15 protein-coding genes are annotated in these 16,313 nt (G+C 72.4%); 5 read left to right on the top strand and 10 right to left on the bottom strand.

All coding sequences use genetic code 11. The annotated features are described in order from the left end of the window. Nucleotides 1–166: 166 nt before the first annotated feature. Entirely contained in the window at nucleotides 167–868 is a 702-nt protein-coding gene (locus J5Y09_RS00075; protein WP_209349679.1) for a uroporphyrinogen-III synthase, read from the bottom strand. Nucleotides 869–958: 90 nt separating this feature from the next. Next, a complete protein-coding gene (gene hemC / locus J5Y09_RS00070; RefSeq protein ID WP_209349678.1) occupies nucleotides 959–1,945 on the bottom strand; it encodes a hydroxymethylbilane synthase in 987 nt (328 codons plus the stop codon). A gap of 23 nt (nucleotides 1,946–1,968) precedes the next feature. Here hemC and tsaD point away from each other — a divergent pair, with 23 nt between their 5' ends. Then, entirely contained in the window at nucleotides 1,969–3,015 is a 1,047-nt protein-coding gene (gene tsaD / locus J5Y09_RS00065) for a tRNA (adenosine(37)-N6)-threonylcarbamoyltransferase complex transferase subunit TsaD (RefSeq protein WP_209349677.1), read from the top strand. Between the two features lie 241 nt (nucleotides 3,016–3,256). Here the strand turns inward: tsaD and J5Y09_RS00060 are convergent, their stop codons facing one another. Further along, on the bottom strand, nucleotides 3,257–3,925 hold the full coding sequence (locus J5Y09_RS00060; RefSeq protein WP_209349676.1) for an NUDIX hydrolase: 669 nt from the start codon (nucleotides 3,923–3,925) through the stop codon (nucleotides 3,257–3,259). 139 nt (nucleotides 3,926–4,064) lie between these two features. Between J5Y09_RS00060 and J5Y09_RS00055 the strand changes: the two genes are divergently transcribed. From J5Y09_RS00055 to J5Y09_RS00040, 4 genes are all read left to right on the top strand, one after another. Then, nucleotides 4,065–5,117 carry an SPFH domain-containing protein gene (locus J5Y09_RS00055; protein ID WP_209349675.1) on the top strand — a complete coding sequence of 351 codons (1,053 nt, stop codon included), beginning with the start codon at nucleotides 4,065–4,067 and terminating at the stop codon, nucleotides 5,115–5,117. Between the two features lie 5 nt (nucleotides 5,118–5,122). Then, nucleotides 5,123–6,019 (top strand): diacylglycerol kinase catalytic domain-containing protein, encoded by an 897-nt coding sequence (locus J5Y09_RS00050; protein WP_209349674.1) that lies wholly within the window; start codon nucleotides 5,123–5,125, stop codon nucleotides 6,017–6,019. 64 nt (nucleotides 6,020–6,083) lie between these two features. Beyond that, complete coding sequence (locus J5Y09_RS00045) at nucleotides 6,084–6,440, top strand: hypothetical protein (protein ID WP_209349673.1); 357 nt, start codon at nucleotides 6,084–6,086, stop codon at nucleotides 6,438–6,440. A gap of 126 nt (nucleotides 6,441–6,566) precedes the next feature. Then, nucleotides 6,567–7,391 (top strand): 23S rRNA (adenine(2030)-N(6))-methyltransferase RlmJ, encoded by an 825-nt coding sequence (locus J5Y09_RS00040; protein ID WP_209349672.1) that lies wholly within the window; start codon nucleotides 6,567–6,569, stop codon nucleotides 7,389–7,391. A 58-nt stretch (nucleotides 7,392–7,449) separates the two neighbouring features. On the opposite strand, the gene J5Y09_RS00035 is transcribed toward J5Y09_RS00040, so the two are convergent. The 7 genes from J5Y09_RS00035 to J5Y09_RS00005 form a co-directional block, all read right to left on the bottom strand. Beyond that, nucleotides 7,450–9,279: an SLC13 family permease gene (locus J5Y09_RS00035; RefSeq protein ID WP_209349671.1), complete on the bottom strand. Its 1,830-nt coding sequence runs from the start codon at nucleotides 9,277–9,279 to the stop codon at nucleotides 7,450–7,452. Nucleotides 9,280–9,307: 28 nt separating this feature from the next. Continuing rightward, complete coding sequence (locus tag J5Y09_RS00030; protein ID WP_209349670.1) at nucleotides 9,308–9,985, bottom strand: MarC family protein; 678 nt, start codon at nucleotides 9,983–9,985, stop codon at nucleotides 9,308–9,310. Nucleotides 9,986–10,007: 22 nt separating this feature from the next. Further along, entirely contained in the window at nucleotides 10,008–10,463 is a 456-nt protein-coding gene (locus tag J5Y09_RS00025) for a hypothetical protein (RefSeq protein WP_209349669.1), read from the bottom strand. A 48-nt stretch (nucleotides 10,464–10,511) separates the two neighbouring features. Then, nucleotides 10,512–12,047 carry an AbgT family transporter gene (locus J5Y09_RS00020; protein ID WP_209349668.1) on the bottom strand — a complete coding sequence of 512 codons (1,536 nt, stop codon included), beginning with the start codon at nucleotides 12,045–12,047 and terminating at the stop codon, nucleotides 10,512–10,514. 10 nt (nucleotides 12,048–12,057) lie between these two features. Then, the gene (locus J5Y09_RS00015; RefSeq protein WP_209349667.1) at nucleotides 12,058–13,440 is read right to left on the bottom strand and encodes a M20/M25/M40 family metallo-hydrolase; all 1,383 of its coding nucleotides are present in this window, start codon (nucleotides 13,438–13,440) and stop codon (nucleotides 12,058–12,060) included. 128 nt (nucleotides 13,441–13,568) lie between these two features. After that, nucleotides 13,569–14,753, bottom strand: a complete 1,185-nt coding sequence (locus J5Y09_RS00010) for a patatin-like phospholipase family protein (protein WP_209349666.1) — start codon at nucleotides 14,751–14,753, stop codon at nucleotides 13,569–13,571. A 131-nt stretch (nucleotides 14,754–14,884) separates the two neighbouring features. After that, on the bottom strand, nucleotides 14,885–16,313 hold a 1,429-nt coding region (locus tag J5Y09_RS00005; RefSeq protein WP_209349665.1), incomplete at its 5' end, for a DcaP family trimeric outer membrane transporter.

Raw genomic sequence — 16,313 nt, 5'->3', positions numbered from 1 at the left:
ATAGCAATCCGCGCGGCGGATGGCGCCCCCCGCGCTGGGTCGTTCCTGTCGGCCAAGGTTCCATCGACGGTCGCCGTATCCGCCAACTTCCGGCGAATCCCCGGAAGCCGGCGGGATTCGAGGTGCTCGGCGCGACGGGACCGCGCCCGGTCGCCTGCGACGGCGGTCAGCCCGGCGGGCCGAGCAGGGCCGGCAGCAGGGCGGGGTCGGGCCGCTCCGTCACGGCGATGCCCGCCCAGGGCAGAGGTCGCAGCGCCTCGGCGATGCGCTCGCTGATCGCGAGCGCGCGGATGCCGCGCGCGGCGTCCGCCAGGCCGGCCTGGCGCAGCAGCGCGAGGGTGATCCGCACGCCCCGCGGCGATGTGAAGAGCGCCGCGGCGACGGTGCCGGCGGCGAGCGCGGCACGGGCCTCCTCGGGCAGGGCGGTTGCCGGCGCGGCCTCGTAGGCGATGCGGCGGATGACGCGGAAACCCCTCGCGCGGAGCGCCCGCGCGAGGTCCATGCTGTAGCCGCGCCCGACCGCGAGCAGCAGCGGCCCGGATGCCGGGTCGAGCCGTTCCGCGGCCAGGGCGGCGAGCGCCGCCGCGTCGCCCTCGGCGGCCGTCACTTGCGAGAAGCCCTGCGCGCGCGCCTCGGCCGCCGTGCCGGCGCCGACGGCGAGCACCGGCGTCTCGCCGGGGGGCAGCGCGCGGGCCGCCGCGCGGCTGGGCAGCAGGATCGCCTGCGCCTTCGGCAGGCCGCGGGCCGGTGCCGCGCGCAGGACCAGGGCCGGCGCGAGCAGCGGATGCCAGCCCAGCGCCGCGACCGCGCGCGCCGTCTCCGCCCCTCCCGGCTCCGGCCTCGTGACGAGGATGCCCCGGCCCATCATGTCGCCCTGGGTCGCGGCCGCGGCGCTCGAGCAGGCTTGCCGACGGACAAACAAAGGAGGGGGCGCGGGGGAGTTCCCTCCCCCGCCCTCCTACGCAAAGAGATCGGCGGGGCTGTCCCGCCGCAGCGCCCGCCCGAGTTCATCCCCCAGCCGCGCCGCGTCGCTCGCCGCGCCTTCCGCGACCCGCTTCAGCAGGAAGGACCCGTCCGCGCGGGCGACGAGGCCCGTCAGCCGGACCGTGCCATCCGGCAGCAGCCGCGCATGCCCGCCGATCGGCGTGCGGCAGGACCCGTCGAGCGCCGCGAGCAGCCCGCGTTCGGCGGAGGAGACGGCGCGCGCCTCGGGGTCCTCGATGCCGGAGAGCAGTTCGTGCAGCTCGGTGTCGTCCGCCCGCACCGTGACGCCGACGATGCCCTGGCCGGCGGCGGGGACCATCGCCTCCGGGTCGATGGCGACGCTGCCCTCGGGCTCGAGCCCCAGCCGCCGCAATCCGGCCAGGGCGAGCAGCGTCGCCGCGGCTTCCCCTTCCGCCAGCTTGCGCAGCCGGGTCTGGACGTTGCCGCGGAACATGGTGACCTGCAGGTCCGGGCGCGCATGGAGCAGCTGCGACTGGCGCCGGACGGAGGAGGTGCCGATGACCGCCCCCTTCGGCAGCGCCGCGAAGGGGTTCGCCGGGTCGCAGGCGGGCAGGGCGGGCCCCGGCAGCAACGCGTCGCGCGCGTCCTCCCTCTTCAGCGTGCAGGCGAGCACGATGCCGGGCGGCATCTCGGTCTCGAGGTCCTTGAGCGAATGCACCGCGAAGTCGATACGGCGGTCGAGCAGCGCCTCGTGGATCTCCTTCGCGAAGAGCCCCTTGCCGCCGATCTCGGCCAGGCGGCGATCCTGGATGAGGTCGCCGGAGGTCATGAGCTGGTGTTCCTCGAACGCCTTCGCGTCGCGCAGCACCGGGCAGAAGCGCGTGACGCGGTCGAGGAAGTCCCGCGTCTGCCAGAGCGCGAGCGGCGAGGCGCGGGTGCCGACGCGCAGCGGCAGGGCGCGGCGATGCTTCGGCACGGCGGCGGGGTGTGCAAGGGACATGCTGTCGTCATAGAACCCCGCCCATGCGCGCGGAAGGTGGCTTTCCCCTGGATCGGCCGGTGCTCGGGCTCGAGAGCAGCTGCGACGAGACGGCGGCCGCCGTGCTCGCGCCCGACGGACGCATCCTGGCCGAGGGGGTGCTGAGCCAGGAACGGGAACACGCGGCCTTCGGCGGCGTGGTGCCGGAGATCGCCGCGCGCGCGCATCTCGCCGCCCTGCCGGGGCTTGCCGAACGGGTGCTGGCGCGCGCGGGGCTGGGCTTCGGCGATCTTGGCGCCGTCGCCGCCACGTCGGGGCCCGGGCTGATCGGCGGGCTGATCGTCGGCGCCTGCTTCGGCAAGGGTGTCGCGATCGCCCGCGGCCTGCCCTTCGTCGCGGTGAACCACCTGGAGGCGCACGCGCTGACCGCGCGCCTGCCGGGCCTGCTGCCCGAAGGCGCGCCCGCGTTTCCCTACCTGCTGCTGCTCGTCTCGGGCGGGCATTGCCAATGCGTCGCGGTGGAAGGGCTCGGTCGCTACCGGAGGCTCGGCAGCACGCTGGACGACGCGGTGGGGGAAGCCTTCGACAAGGCGGCGAAGCTGATGGGCCTGCCCTGGCCGGGCGGACCGCATCTTGAGCGGCTGGCCGCCGGCGGCGACGCGCGGGCGGTGCCGCTGCCGCGGCCGCTGCTGGGGCGGCCGGGCTGCGACTTCTCCTTCAGCGGGCTCAAGACCGCGGTGGCGCGGGCGGTGGCGCAGGGCGCGGCGCATCCGGATGTCGCGGCGTCCTTCCAGGCCGCCGTCGCCGCGGTGCTGGCGGACCGGGCGCGCAACGCGCTCCTCATGCTGCCCGAGGCGAGCGCCGTCGTGGTCGCCGGGGGCGTCGCGGCGAACCAGGCGGTGCGCGCGGCACTCGCCGGCGTCGCCGGCATGGCGGGCGTGCCGATGCTGGCGCCACCCCTGCGCTACTGCACGGACAACGCGGCGATGGTGGCCTGGGCCGGCATCGAACGCCTGCACGCGGGGCTGAGCGACCCGCTCGACCACAACCCCAGGCCGCGCTGGCCGCTGGCGGAGTTGGCCGGGGTTTGATGGGGCGCCGCAGAGAGGGGCGCTGCCCCTCTCCGCACCTCACCCCGCCAAAGGCCGAAAGGCCTTTGGAAGCCAGGACCTGATCGGGGCTGGCGGGGAGGCGGCGGTTGGGCGCCTTGGCGAAAGGCGCACCTGCGAGCCCCCTCCCCGCCATCCCCGATTGAATCACTTGGGTTCCGAGGGCCTTTCGGCCCTCGGCGGGGGAGCGCGAGGGGGCGGCGTCCCCTCGCGCGCGTCCCCGTCAGATCACCCGGTCGAACGCCACCAGCGCCCTGCGGGCCAGGCGGTAGAGCTGCGCCGGGCGGCGGCGTTCCGCGGTGGCGGGGCTGCGTGCGTCGGGCACTTCCTCGATCAGGCGGAGTTCCGTGATCTTGCGGCGGAAGGCACTGTCGTTGAGGCGTTCGTCCATCACCGCCTCGTAGACCGCCTTGAGGTCGGGGAGGGTGAAGGTCTCCGGCAGCAGCAGGGCGGGCAGGCTCGACCACGCGCCCTTGTTGCGGATGCGGGCGAGTGCGGCGGCGAGGATGGCGCCGTGGTCGAAGGGCAGGGGCGGCGGGTCGTCGACCGGGAAGGCGTCGAGGTCGTGCGCGGCGGCGAGGGCTGCTTCCGGCACCAGCGCATAGTGGGCGACGGACAGCGACCAGCCGCGGGGGTCTCGGACGGGCCCGGAGAAGGTCGCGAGCTGTTCGAGGAACAGGCCCGCGAGCCCCGCCTTCTGGGCCAGGATGCGCGCGGCTGCATCGGTGGTGGAGGCGTCTTCCTCCGGCCGGACATAGCCCCCGACCAGGGCCAGGCTGCCGGCATGGGGCGGCTTGTCCCGGCGCTGGAGAAGCGTGGCGAGGCGGCCGTCGCGCAGCGTGAACAGCACGGTGTCCACGGTGACGATGGGGCGTTTTTCCTGGCCGGCCATGGGACGGAGGATGGGGCGGGCGGGCGCCGACTTGCAAGGCGCGTTATGCAATTTACAAATTGCATTTTGTGAATTGCAAGCGTATGAAGGCAGCACCCCAGCGGGCCCCTCGCCCGCACCGGCCCGAAAGGAGGCCACCATGACCACCATCCGCCGCCTCGGTCCCTGGACCCACGCCCGCGCCGAGGCCTCCGCCTTCCTCGCCATCCACCGCAACGGCCGCCTCGTCCGCTCGGGGCGTGGCCTGTCCGCCTGGTTCCTCACCGCCGGCGGCACCTCCCTCGTCGAGGTGCCGGCCGATGACCGCGACAACGTCGTCGCCGTCAGCGCCGTCACGCGGGACTTCCAGGCCGTCACCGCCCAGGGCGTCGTCACCTGGCGCGCCGCCGACCCGCTGCTGCTCGGCGAAAGGCTCGACTTCTCGGTCGACCCGCGCACCGGCTTCCCGAATGCGGAGCCTGTGGCCCAGGTCGGCGCGCTCATCGATGGCCTGGTGAAGGCGGCGGTCGAGCGCCATGTCGGCGCGCGCGACGTCGCCACGCTGCTCGCGGACGGCATCGGCGCGCTGCAACAGGCGGTCGAGGCCGCGCTCGCCGCGACCCGGCAGTTCGAGGAGATCGGCGTGGCCCTCGCCGGCGTGCGGCTGTCCGACCTCTCGCCCTCCCCCGAACTGGTGCGCGCGCTGCGCCAGCCGACGCTCGAACGCCTGCAGCAGGGCGCGGACGAAGCCACCTTCGCCCGCCGCGCCGCGGCGGTGGAGAAGGAGGCCGCGATCGCGCAGAACGAGACCCGCGCCCGCATCCGGCTGGAGGAGGAGCGCGCCGCGCTGATCGCCCGCGAACGCGACAATGCCCGCGCGAGGTCCGAAGCCGAGGCCGAGGCCGCGCGCATCGCCGCCGAATCGGCGAGCGAGACCCAGGCCATCGGCGCGACCGCCGCCGCGCAGGCCCGCGGCGTCGCCGCCGATGCCGAGGCCGCCGCGACCCGCGCCATCGACGGCGCCAGGCTGGAGGCGGAACGCGCCCGCGCCGAGATCGCCCGGTCCATGCCGGACATCGTCGTCATCGCGGAAGCGCTGCGGCATGGCATGGCGTCCGCCAAGATCGGCACGCTCAATCTCGGCCCGGATATCGTCGCGCAGTTGGGCGATGCCTTCGGCGCCGCGCTCGCGGCGCCCCGGAAGGGGGCCTGACGGCCATGGCGATCCTCGCCCCCCGGGTGGTGCTGGTGCGGCGGGAGACGGAGCTCGACCGTGTCCGCGCCACCCATGCGACCCTCGCCTCCGCCCGCTTCGTGCTGGAGCGGCGGGGGATCGACCTGAGCGAAGTGGAGGCGGCGCATCGCGACTTCACCGAGGCCCTGCGCCGCGTCCGCGCCGCCATCCCGCCGGACTGGCGACAGGCGGTGCTGATGCGCGGCGAGCTCGAGCGCTTCGTCTTCGGGCCGGAGGATATCGTGCTCACCCTCGGCCCGGACGGGCTCGTCGCCAACGTCGCGAAGTACCTCGATGGCCAGACCGTGATCGGCATCGACCCCGCGCCCGGCCGCAACGCCGGGGTGCTGGTGCGCTTCCGCGTCGCGGAGGCGGAGGAAGCGATCGCCGAGGCCGCCGCCGGCAGCATCGCTCTCGAACCGCGCACCATGGCCGAGGCGCGGCTCGACGACGGGGAGGGCCTGCTCGCGCTGAACGAGGTCTTCATCGGCCATCGCAGCCACCAATCGGCGCGGTACACGCTGATGGCGAACGGTGCGCGGGAGAGGCAATCCTCCTCCGGCCTGATCGTCGCGACGGGCACGGGGGCGACGGGCTGGGCGGCCTCGATCCAGCGCGCGACGGGCCGGCGGCTCGACCTGCCGCCGACCGCGCCGCGGCTCGGCTTCCTGGTGCGGGAAGCCTGGCCGGGGCCGGCGACCGGGGCGGACCTGGTCGCCGGCCTGGTGGAGGACGCGCCGCTGACCGTGACGTCCGAGATGGACGAGGGCGGCACGATCTTCGCCGACGGCATCGAGACGGACCGGCTGGCCTTCGGCTGGGGCCGCCGCGTCACCGTCGCGCCCGCGGCGCGGCGGCTCAACCTCGCCGTGCCGGCTTGATCCGGCGCAGGGACGCGCGCCGGGTCGCGTCGCAGGATGACTCCTGTCCAAGGGAGGAACCCGCATGCGCGTCACCGCCGGGGAAGTGCATCAGTTCGAGGATGGCGAGGGCTGGTTCCACCTGCCCGGCGCACCGGAGGGCGTGGCCGTGCGCATCCTGGCCAATTCGCTCGACCCCACCACGGGCCGCGGCGCGCGGGTGCAGATGCTGCGCCTGCCGCCGGGCGGCACCCTGCCCGAGGCACCGCCATCGGAGGGCGACTACTGGCAGGAATACCTGCTGCTGCGGGGGGAGGTGTCGATCGACGGGCATCCCGCGCCGCTGCACGCGCCGGCCGCGCTGACGATCGCGCATGGCGCGCGGCGCGCGACGCTGGCCAGCCCCGGCGGCTGCCTGCTGGTGGAGGTGGCGCACTACTGAGCGGCGCCGCTCGCCATTGCGCCCGGCATCCAGCGCGCCATTGCACCCGCCGTCCAGCGCGCCATTGCACCCGCCGTCCAGCGCGCCATTGCGCGACGCCCCGCATCGCGCCATGACCGCGCCACGATGAACTACCGCCACGCCTTCCACGCCGGGAACCATGCGGACTGCCTCAAGCATGTCCTTCTGGTGTGGCTGCTCGGCGCGCTGGCGCGCAAGCCGGCGCCCTTCGCGGTGCTGGACACCCATGCCGGGCGGGGCATCTACGACCTCGGCGCGACCGAGGCCCAGCGCACCGGCGAAGCGGCGAAGGGCGCCCTGCGGCTGGCGGATGTGCGGGACGGTCCGCTCGCGCCCTATGTCGACGCGCTGCGCGCGCAGGGCTTCCCGGCGCGCTACCCGGGATCTCCGTCGCTGATCCGCGGCGTGCTGCGCGACCATGACCGACTCGCCTGCTGCGAGCTGCACCCCGAGGACCATGCCGCACTGCGGACGCTGTTCGCACGCGACCGCCAGGTGGCGGTGCATCGCCGCGACGCGTGGGAAGCGATCCGCGCCCTGACCCCCTTCCCCGAGCGGCGCGGCCTGGTGCTGCTGGACCCGCCCTTCGAGAAGGAGGACGAGTTCGCGCGCCTCGCAGCGGCGATCACCGAGGTGAACCGGCGCTTCCGCGCCGCCATCGTCGCCGCCTGGTATCCCGTGAAGCATCGCGCCCCGGTACGCGACTTCCACGACGCGCTGCGCGCCTCCGCGGTGCGGGACGTGGTCGCGGCCGAGCTGTGGCTGCGCGAGCCCACCGATCCGCGTCGGCTGAACGGCAGCGGGTTGCTGGTGGTGAACCCGCCCTTCGGCTTCGAAGAAGCGGCCGGCGATATGCTCGCCGCGCTTCTCGCCGCGCTGGAGACGGAGGCCGGCGCCGGCGTGTCCGTCCAGCGGGTGACGCCCGAGTGATGCACGGCGTGCGAGGGCCGGCCGCGCGCGCCGGCGCCGCGCCGCGGATCGACCCGCCTTACGGCGGCAGGACGAACGGGACGATGGCGACGGAGACCAGCAGCACCACGATCGTGAATGGCAGGCCGATCTTCACGAAATCGAAGAAGCTGTAGTTGCCGGGACCGACGACCAGCGTGTTCACCGGCGAGGAGACTGGCGTGACGAAGGCGGCCGAAGCCGCAAGCGCCACCATCATCGCGAAGGGCTGCGGGGAGGCGCCGATCTCGCCGGCGACGGCGACGGCCACCGGCGCCATCAGCACGGCCGTCGCGGTGTTGGAGATGAACAGGCTCAGCAGCGCGGTGATGGCGAAGATCAGCCCGAGCAGGACGCGCGGCGAGGCCTCCCCCGCGAAGGCCACCACGACATCGGCCGCGAGTTCCACGCCGCCCGTCCGCTGCAGCGCGATGGCGAAGGGCAGCATGCCCACGATGAGCACGAGGCTTTTCCACGAGATCGCGCCATAGGCGCTCTTGAGGTCGATGCAGCGCGTCAGCCCGAGCAGCAGGCAGGCGATCAGCGCCGCATGCACCGTCGGCAGCCAACCCGCGACGATGACGACGACGAACAGCCCGAGGATCCCCGTCGCGAAGGCCGCGCGGCCGGCGGCGGGCAGGATCTCCGCATGCTCGGCCGGCAGGTTCAGCACGACCAGCTCGTGATCCTCGGCGCCGAGGCGCCGGATGTCGGACCAGAAGCCGGTCAGCAGCAGCGTGTCGCCGGCCTTCAGCCGTTCCTCCAGCAACTCCGGCCCGACCACGCGGCTGCCGTGGCGCAGGCCGATGACGGTCAGACCGAATTCGCCGCGCATCCGGACATCCAGCACCGTCTGGCCGATCAGCGGCGATTCGGGCGGCACCAGCACCTCGACCATCCCGATCTCCTGCGACGGGATGGCGGAGAAGACGCCGCCTTCGAGCGGCAGCACCTCGACGCCATGGATCGCGCGCAGTTCCTCCAACCGCGGCGCCGGCGCGCGGACGTCGATCAGCAGGACATCCCCGACCTGCAGCTCGACGGCGGGCGCGGGCCGCAGGATCGCGGTGCCGAGCGAGCGCCGCCGTTCGATGGCGAGCAGGTTGACGCCCTCGGGGCGCAGGTCGAGCTCCTCGCGCGGCCGCCCAACGAGGTTCGAGCCAGCCAGCACACGCACGCGATAGATCCGGCCCTCGAGGCTGTAGCGCTCGACCCATTCCGCGAGGCTCGGCGCCTGGCGGCCACCCGCCTGGGGCGGGCGCCGGTCGGGCAGGAAGCGGCGCGCGAACAGCATGTATCCGATCGCCAGGACAAGGATCGGCACGCCGAAGGGGGTGAAGGCGAAGAAGGCGAAGCCCTGGTGCCCCTGGCGCACCAGTTCAGCGCTGACGACGAGGTTCGGCGCCGTCGCGACCAGCGTCATCATGCCGCTGATCAGCGCGGCGACGGACAGCGGCATCATCAGCTGCGACGGCGCGACGTCCATCGACCGGCAGATGCGCAGCGCGATGGGAATGAAGATCGCGACCACCGCGGTCGAGCTCATGAAGGCGCCGAGGCCGGCCGCGGCGACCATCAGCAGGATCATCAGCCGCGTCGGGCTGCCGCCCGAGCGCGCGCTCAGCATGTCCCCCACCCGCTGCGCCGCGCCGGTCCGCACCAGCGAATCGCCGACGATGAACAGGGCGGCGAGCAGCACGACGACGGGGTCGGCGAAGCCGGCCAGCGCCTCGTTGATCGTGATCACCCCGGTGAAGGGCAGCAGGACGATCATCAGCAGCCCGACCACGTCCATGCGCGGGCGGTTGGCGATGAACATGGCGATCGCCGCGCCGAGCAGGGCCAGGACGAGGATCAGGTCGTTGGTCATGGGCGTCCTCGTGGTTCGCGGCGCATCCTCATCCCCGCACCGCCAGGAGCGGGCGCAACGCATCCGTCACCCCGGTCAGGATTATCTGCACGCCGATGCACAGCAGCAGGAAGGCGGTCAGCTTGGTCGCGACGAGCGTGCCCTGGGGCCCGATTCGTCGCGCGATCGCGGCCGACTGGGCATAGGCGGCCCAGACGCAGACCGCGACGGACAGCGCGATCAGCACCGAGGAGATGGCACTGACCAGCAGCACGCCCTGGGCTTCCGTGCTGCGCTCCGCGCCCAGCGCGATCGAGGCGGCGATCGAGCCCGGCCCCGTCGTCAGCGGCAGCGTGAGGGGAAAGAAGGCCATGCGCTCGATCGGCGCGGTGTCCATCGCCTCCGGTCCCTTCGAAGCCTCGGGCGCGGCGCGCAGCATGGTCCAGCCGGAGGCGGCGACGGCGAGCCCGCCGCCGATCCGCAGCGCCTCGAGCGATATGCCGAAGAAGGACAGGACGCGGGAGCCGAGGAACAGCGCGACCAGCAGCACGATGAAGGCGTTGATCGCGATGCGGCGGGCCAGGCGCGCCCTTTCCCGCGCCGTCAGCCACCGCGTCATGTCGTGGAAGACGAAGGCGATGCCGAAGGGGTTGATGATGCTGATCAGCGTCGAGAAGCCGAACAGCCAGAAGGAGAGCAGCTTGGCGACGAGGAAGCCGTCGATCATGACACGGCCGGCCCGCGCCGCGTCAGCGCAGCTCGATGGTGACGCCCGCTTCGCCGATCCGCCACTGGCCGCCGGCACGCTCGGTCCGCAGGCGCAGTTCCACACCGGCGGCGTTGCGCAGGAAGCGCGTCTCCGGCCCCGATGGGCTGCCGGGCGCGCGCGGGGCGGTGCGTTCGGTATAGCGGCCCGCGAAATCCTCGAGCCGGCGCAGGTTGAACACCTCCCCCCGCGCGGAGAGGGTCGAGACGCCGAGGCTGCCGAACTCGATGCCGCGCAGGTTGAAGCGGTGCTCCTCCCCCCCGAAGCGCAGCCGCCCGCCGCCGACCGAGGCGCCGAGCGCCAGCGCGCCGACGCGCACCTGCTCGATCTCGATCGAGCCATCCGGGTTCGGATCCGGCCGGCCGCGATTCTGCGCCGCCGCCGGCGCGGCGGCGAGCAGCAGCAGGGCGGGCACGGCGCTCCGTCGCGTGATCCTCAAGGGCGTCATCCTCCCGCCATCCGGGCGCCGGGCCGGCGCGGGCACACATCACAGCCCCCACGGGATGCCGAGCAGGTACCAGCCCGCCAGAAAGATGGTCCAGATCAAGGAGATCCAGATCACATAGGGCAGCATCAGCGCGATCACCGTGCCGACGCCGGCTTCCTTCTGGTACTTGATCGCGAAGGTGACGATCATCGCGAAATAGGCGTTGAGCGGCGTGATCGCGTTCATGGGGCTGTCGCCCACGCGATAGGCCGCAAGCACCACCTCCGGCTCGACGCCGAGCTGCATCAGCAGCGGCACGAAGACCGGCGCGAAGATCGCCCATTTGGCGATCGCCGCGGTGATGATCAGGTCGATGCCCATGACGGCGATCACGAAGCCGATGATCAGCGCGATCGAGGGCAGGTTCAGCGCCTCGAGGATGCGGGCCGCCGAGACCGCCGCCAGCGTCGCCATGTTGGTGTAGTTGAAGAAGGCGATGAACTGGCTGATCACCAGCAGCAGCAGGATCAGCCCGCCCAGGCCGCCGATCGCCTTCTGCATCGCCGCGATGATGTCGGCGGAGTTCTTCATGGTGCCGGCACCGCGCCCATAGGCCGCCCCCGCGACCAGGAAGACCAGCGCGATCGTCACGATCAGGCTGTTCATGAAGGGCGAGTTGCTGATCATCGCGCCCGTCGTGGGGTGGCGGAGCGGCGCACCCGGCGGCAGCAGCAGCAACGCCACGAAGGCGAGGGCGGCGAGCAGCCCGTAGCCGGCGTAGCGCAGGCCGCGATACTCCGCCTCGCTCAGCACGTTCTCGCCAGGCACCTGGTAGTCGCCCGTGTAGGCGCCGAGGCGCGGCTCGATCACGCGCTCCGTCACGACGACGATCAGGACGGTGAGCAGCACCACCGAACCGATCGAGAACCAGACATTCGCCGCCAGGTCGATCGACCTGGTCGGGTCCACGAGGCGGATGGCGTCGTTGGTGATCTCGGTCAGGATGCCGTCCACCGGCACGATCAGGATGTTCACCAGGAAGGCCGCCGCGACGGAAGCGAAGCCCACCGCGAGCCCGGCCAGCGGATGCCGCCCGACGGACAGGAAGGCAGCCGCCGCGAGCGGAATCAGCACCAGGTAGCCGGCATCCGCCGCGATCGAGGAGATGATGCCCACGAAGGTCAGGATCCAGCACAGCGCCCAGCGGGGCGCCACGATCACCAGCTTGCGGATCAGCACCTTCACCAGGCCGGATTCTTCCGCCACGCCGACGCCGACCATCGCGATGATGATCACGCCCACCGCGGTGAAGCTCATGAAGTTGGCCACCACGCCGGTGTACATGAAGCGGATGCCCTCGATGGTCAGAAGGCTCCGCGCCTCGGTGACGGCGGGCTCGATGTTGCCGGTGGCGGGGTTGTAGGCCTGGTAGCTGACCTTCGCGCCGAACACCGACAGCAGCGTCGACAGCACGATGATGATCCCGATCAGGTAGACGAAGATCATCACCGGGTGGGGGACGCGGTTGCCCACCCTCTCGACCATGTCGAGCAGCTTCTGCATCGCGGTCTTGGGCGCTTCGGCGGCGTCGCTCATGGCCGCGGCCTCAGCGCGCCAGCGCGTGCAGCACGCGCACCCAGGACCGCATGCCCTTGAGGAAGCAGGTCAGGTCGTACTTCTCGTTCGGGCTGTGGATGCGGTCGTCCTCCAGCCCGAAGCCGGCGAGGATCACGTCCATGCCGAGCGATGTCTTGAGCATGTGCGTGACGGGGATGGACCCGCCGCCGCCGATGAAGAAGGCTTCCTTCCCCCATTCGTCGGTCAGCGCCTGGCGCGCCTTCTGGAAGGCGGGTGCCTCGATCGGGAAGCGGATGGCGCGCCCGGCGCCGTGCTCGAGGAACTCCACCGTGCAGTCCGCCGGCACGCGGGCGCGGACGAAGGTGCGGAACGCCTCCCGCACCTTGTGCGGGTCCTGGTCGAAGACCAGGCGGAAGGAGATCTTCGCCGATGCCTTCGACGGGATGACGGTCTTGAAGCCATCGCCCTGGTATCCGCCGCCCATGCCGTTGACCTCGCAGGTCGGGCGCGACCAGGTCATCTCCAGCACGCTGCGGCCCTTTTCGCCCGCGGGCACGGAAAGCCCCACCGTGCCGAGGAAGGCCTTCGGGTCGAAGGGCAGCGCATCCCACTGCGCCTTCAGCGCCGGGTCGAGTTCCGGCACGCCGTCGTAGAAGCCGGGCAGCGTCACGCGGCCATCGGCGTCTCGCAGGTCGGCCAGGATGCGCGCGACGACGTGGTTCGGATTGGTCGCGGCCGATCCGTAGAAGCCCGAATGCAGGTCGCGGTCGGCGGCGGTGATGGTGAACTCCTCCCCCACCAGCCCGCGGAGCATCGTCGTGATAGCGGGCGTCGCCGCGTCCCACATGTTGGTGTCGCAGATCAGGCCGATGTCGGCGCGCAGCTCGTCGGCATGCGCCTGAAGGAAGCCGGGCAGGTTGACGCCGCCCGATTCCTCCTCTCCCTCCAGCAGGATCGTGACGGGGATGGGCAGGCTGCCCGTCACCTGCTTCCAGGCGCGGCAGGCCTCGACGAAGGTCATCAGCTGGCCCTTGTCGTCCGCCGCGCCGCGGCCGCGGATCACCCTGGTGCCGTCCGGGCGCGTCTCGACGCGCGGCTCGAACGGGTCGTGTTCCCAAAGCTCCACGGGATCGACCGGCTGCACGTCGTAATGGCCGTAGAACAATGCCGAGGGCCCTTCGCCGGCGCGATGATGCGCGACCACGATGGGATGGCCCGGCGTCGGCCGTGACTCGGCGGTGAAGCCGATCGAGGCCAGGTCCGCCGCGTGCCATTCGGCGCAGGCGCGGCATTCGGCGGCGAAGGCCGGGTCGGTCGAGATCGAGCGGATCCGGAGCAGCGCGAGAAGACGCTCGAGCGCGGCCTCGGCATTTGCGTCCACCTGCGCGAGCACGGCGTCGAGCGGATCCATCGCGTTTCCTCCTGGCGGGCGCGTGGCCATGGCGGATGGCGCGGCCCTTGCTCGACCCTAGTCCGGAAAGCGGGCGCGCCGCCTTGGCATCCCATGCCGCGGCTTGACGGTGCGTCCCGCCGGCGCCGTCACCGGGGCGGCGCGGTCGTCGGTTCGATCGATCCGATGGGGCGCAGGCCGGTCCGCCAGCGATCGCCCTCGCGGCCCTGCGCCTCCCCATACGCGAAGAGCGCGCGCATATAGGCGGTCTCGAAGGGCTCGGATCGCGGCGTGCGGAAGTCGGGCCCGATATAGGCAAGGCGGAAGCCCACACCGTCGCGCGCCGTCGTCAGGTAGATCCGGACGATGTCGTTCACTGCGCTGAAATGCAGCAGGGAGGACGCGGCACGCCCGGTGATGGAGATGATGGACCGCTCGGTGTTCGCCCATTCGACATCCAGGCGCCCGTTGCGCACCACCCAGGCCGTGCGCTCCCGCGCCGGCATGCGGCCCTGCTGTTCGGCGCGCAGGTTGATCAGCGGCGGATAGAGGAACATCTGCAGCGTCGCGCCGCCGTCGACATGCATCTCCTGGTGCGGGGTGCCGTTGTGCTCGACATCGACCAGCACCGGCGGGAAGGCGCCGGGGATCGAGGCCGAGGCCAGCAGGATGCGCCGGAACAGCTCGAGCGAACCGGGATGCCCGCTCGCGGCGATCGCCCCGATGTTCCAGAAGACCGGGCGGCCGAGGTCGAGATTCGTTGTGCCGATCAGCAGCAGGCGCCCGCGGCCGTATTCGCGCGCGATCGCGGCCATCAGCTCGGCATTCACGTGGCGCTCGATCAGCTTGTAGAGCGGCGAGGTGTCGCCCAGCGATTCCGCGAACAGGATCGCGCGCAGCTTGCTGCCCAGCCGGACGATGTCGGACGGCGCGACCTCGGTGAAGACCTCCCGCAGTTGCGGATCGTAGTCCGGACCCAGGAAGGCGAAGGGCGCGATGAGCGCGCCGGCGGAGATGCCGGTCACCAGGTCGAAGCTCGGCCGCCGGCCGGATTGCGTCCATCCGGTCATCAGCCCCGCGCCGAAGGCGCCGTTGTCGCCGCCGCCGGACAGCGCGAGGAAATGGGCCGGCGGCAGGCGGCCGCGCGGCGCGGCGGCCAGCTGGCGCCGATGCATCTCCTGCCACTCCGCCACCAGCGCGTCGGGATTCGCATCGACCCAGAAGCGCGCATTCGACACGCCGAGGATCGGGATCGATTCGATGGTCGGCGGCGGCGGCGCGTCGAGCCGGCTGATGTTCGCGCAGCCCCCCAGCACGACGACGAGCAGGGCCACCAAGGCCCGCCGACATGTTCCGACGTGGCGCCGCATCAGGGCCATCCTTCCGGCTTGCTGTCCCGCGCGCCGGTGCGGCCGCGCGGCGGCAGTCTAGGCGAGGGTATGTGACGCCTGGAACCGCGGATGCGTCAGAACCGCACCACCGCGGCGAACAGGAAGCGGTTGGCGATGCCGTGCCCGGTGCCGGCCGACCCGGCCGCCGATGCGCCCCCGTAAAGATCGCGCCGCGTGAACACGTATTCCAGCCCGACATCGAGCCAGCCGCTGCCGAAGCTCCCGTTGCGGATCTCCGCGAAGGGGCTCCAGATCAGGTTGGCGAAGACCTGCTGCGTCTCCCGGTTCAGCGACAGCGCGGAGGCCGAGCCCGGCGTGAAGGCCAGCGCATAGGACGGGTAGTCGTTTCGCGCATAGGCGTAGGAGAAGGTGCTGCGCAGCGTCGTCGCCCAGAACCGGCGATAGGCGAGCGTCGCGCCATAGGACGGGATGGTGTCGAGCCCTGGCGTGGTCACGCCCGGCAGGCCGAGGTCGGTCAGCGCGTCCTGCCCGGACGTCTGCCCCGCGAAGTAGCGCCCGATCCCGTCGCCATAGAAGGCCATGGCGGCGATCTCGTCCTGGCCGAGCGCCTCCCACAGCAGCCGCAGCGGGATGCGGACATGGCCGGCGACACCCCAGCCCGGCGCGGTCTCGGACACCGCGACCGGCGCCGCGGTGCCGTCGGTGCGGATCTCGATCTGGCGGAGGATGCCGCGCAGGCCGAGTTCCACGCCATCCTGCCGCCAGGTCAGCCGGGCGAGCAGGTCGGGGACGGAACTGACCGCCGGGCTCGCGCCACCCTGCAGGGACGCCCCCGGGCTGAAGACGCCGAGGGTCGAGGTGAAGGCCGTCTCAGGCGCCTCGATCGAAACCTGGCCGGTCAGGCCTTCCGCGAGCCGCCCGGTCAGGCGGATCTGCGCCTGTCGCACGAAGGACTGGTTGAGGTTCGTCGCGTCGATCAGCGTCTCGAAGACGCCTTCGTTCCACAGGCTGTTCGCCTGGCCGATCAGCACGCGCAGGCGCTCGTCGCCGAGTTCCGCCCAGGCCTGGCGCAGGCGGAACACGGCATTGGAGGAGGTCGGCGCGCCGCCGCCGAAATCGCCCTCGAGCCGCGTCTCCAGCGTGCCCCAGGATGTCAGCGTGCGCGTGTCGAAGCCGAAGCGGCTGAAGCGTGCGGTCATGCCGAAATCGCCGCCCTGGCGGTCGGCGGCACTGCCCGTCAGCGGGATGGATTGCGGCGCCGGCGCATCGGTCTGGTTGCGCGGGCCAAGGTCGTAGGCGGCGGTCAGCTTGGCGAAACCATAGAGCCGGACCTGCGTGTCGGTGCCCGGCACACGGAAGGCGATGCCCGGCAGGTCCGAGCGCAGCGCCTCCTCCGTCGCGAAGGCCCGGCCCATCGGGTCGGGTGGCGCGAGGCCGGGCGGGCCCGAGGCGCGCTGCGGCGTATCGGCCTGAGCCTGTTCCAGCGCCACGCGCGCGGCGCGGGCCTCGGCCGCCGCGGCGCTCGCATCCGCCGCCGCGGCG

The organism is Roseomonas nitratireducens, assembly GCF_017813355.1.
GTDB classification, from domain to species: domain Bacteria; phylum Pseudomonadota; class Alphaproteobacteria; order Acetobacterales; family Acetobacteraceae; genus Neoroseomonas; species Neoroseomonas nitratireducens.
The sequence above is the reverse complement of the archived record's forward strand: the minus strand, read 5'-3'. Positions and strand labels throughout refer to the sequence as shown.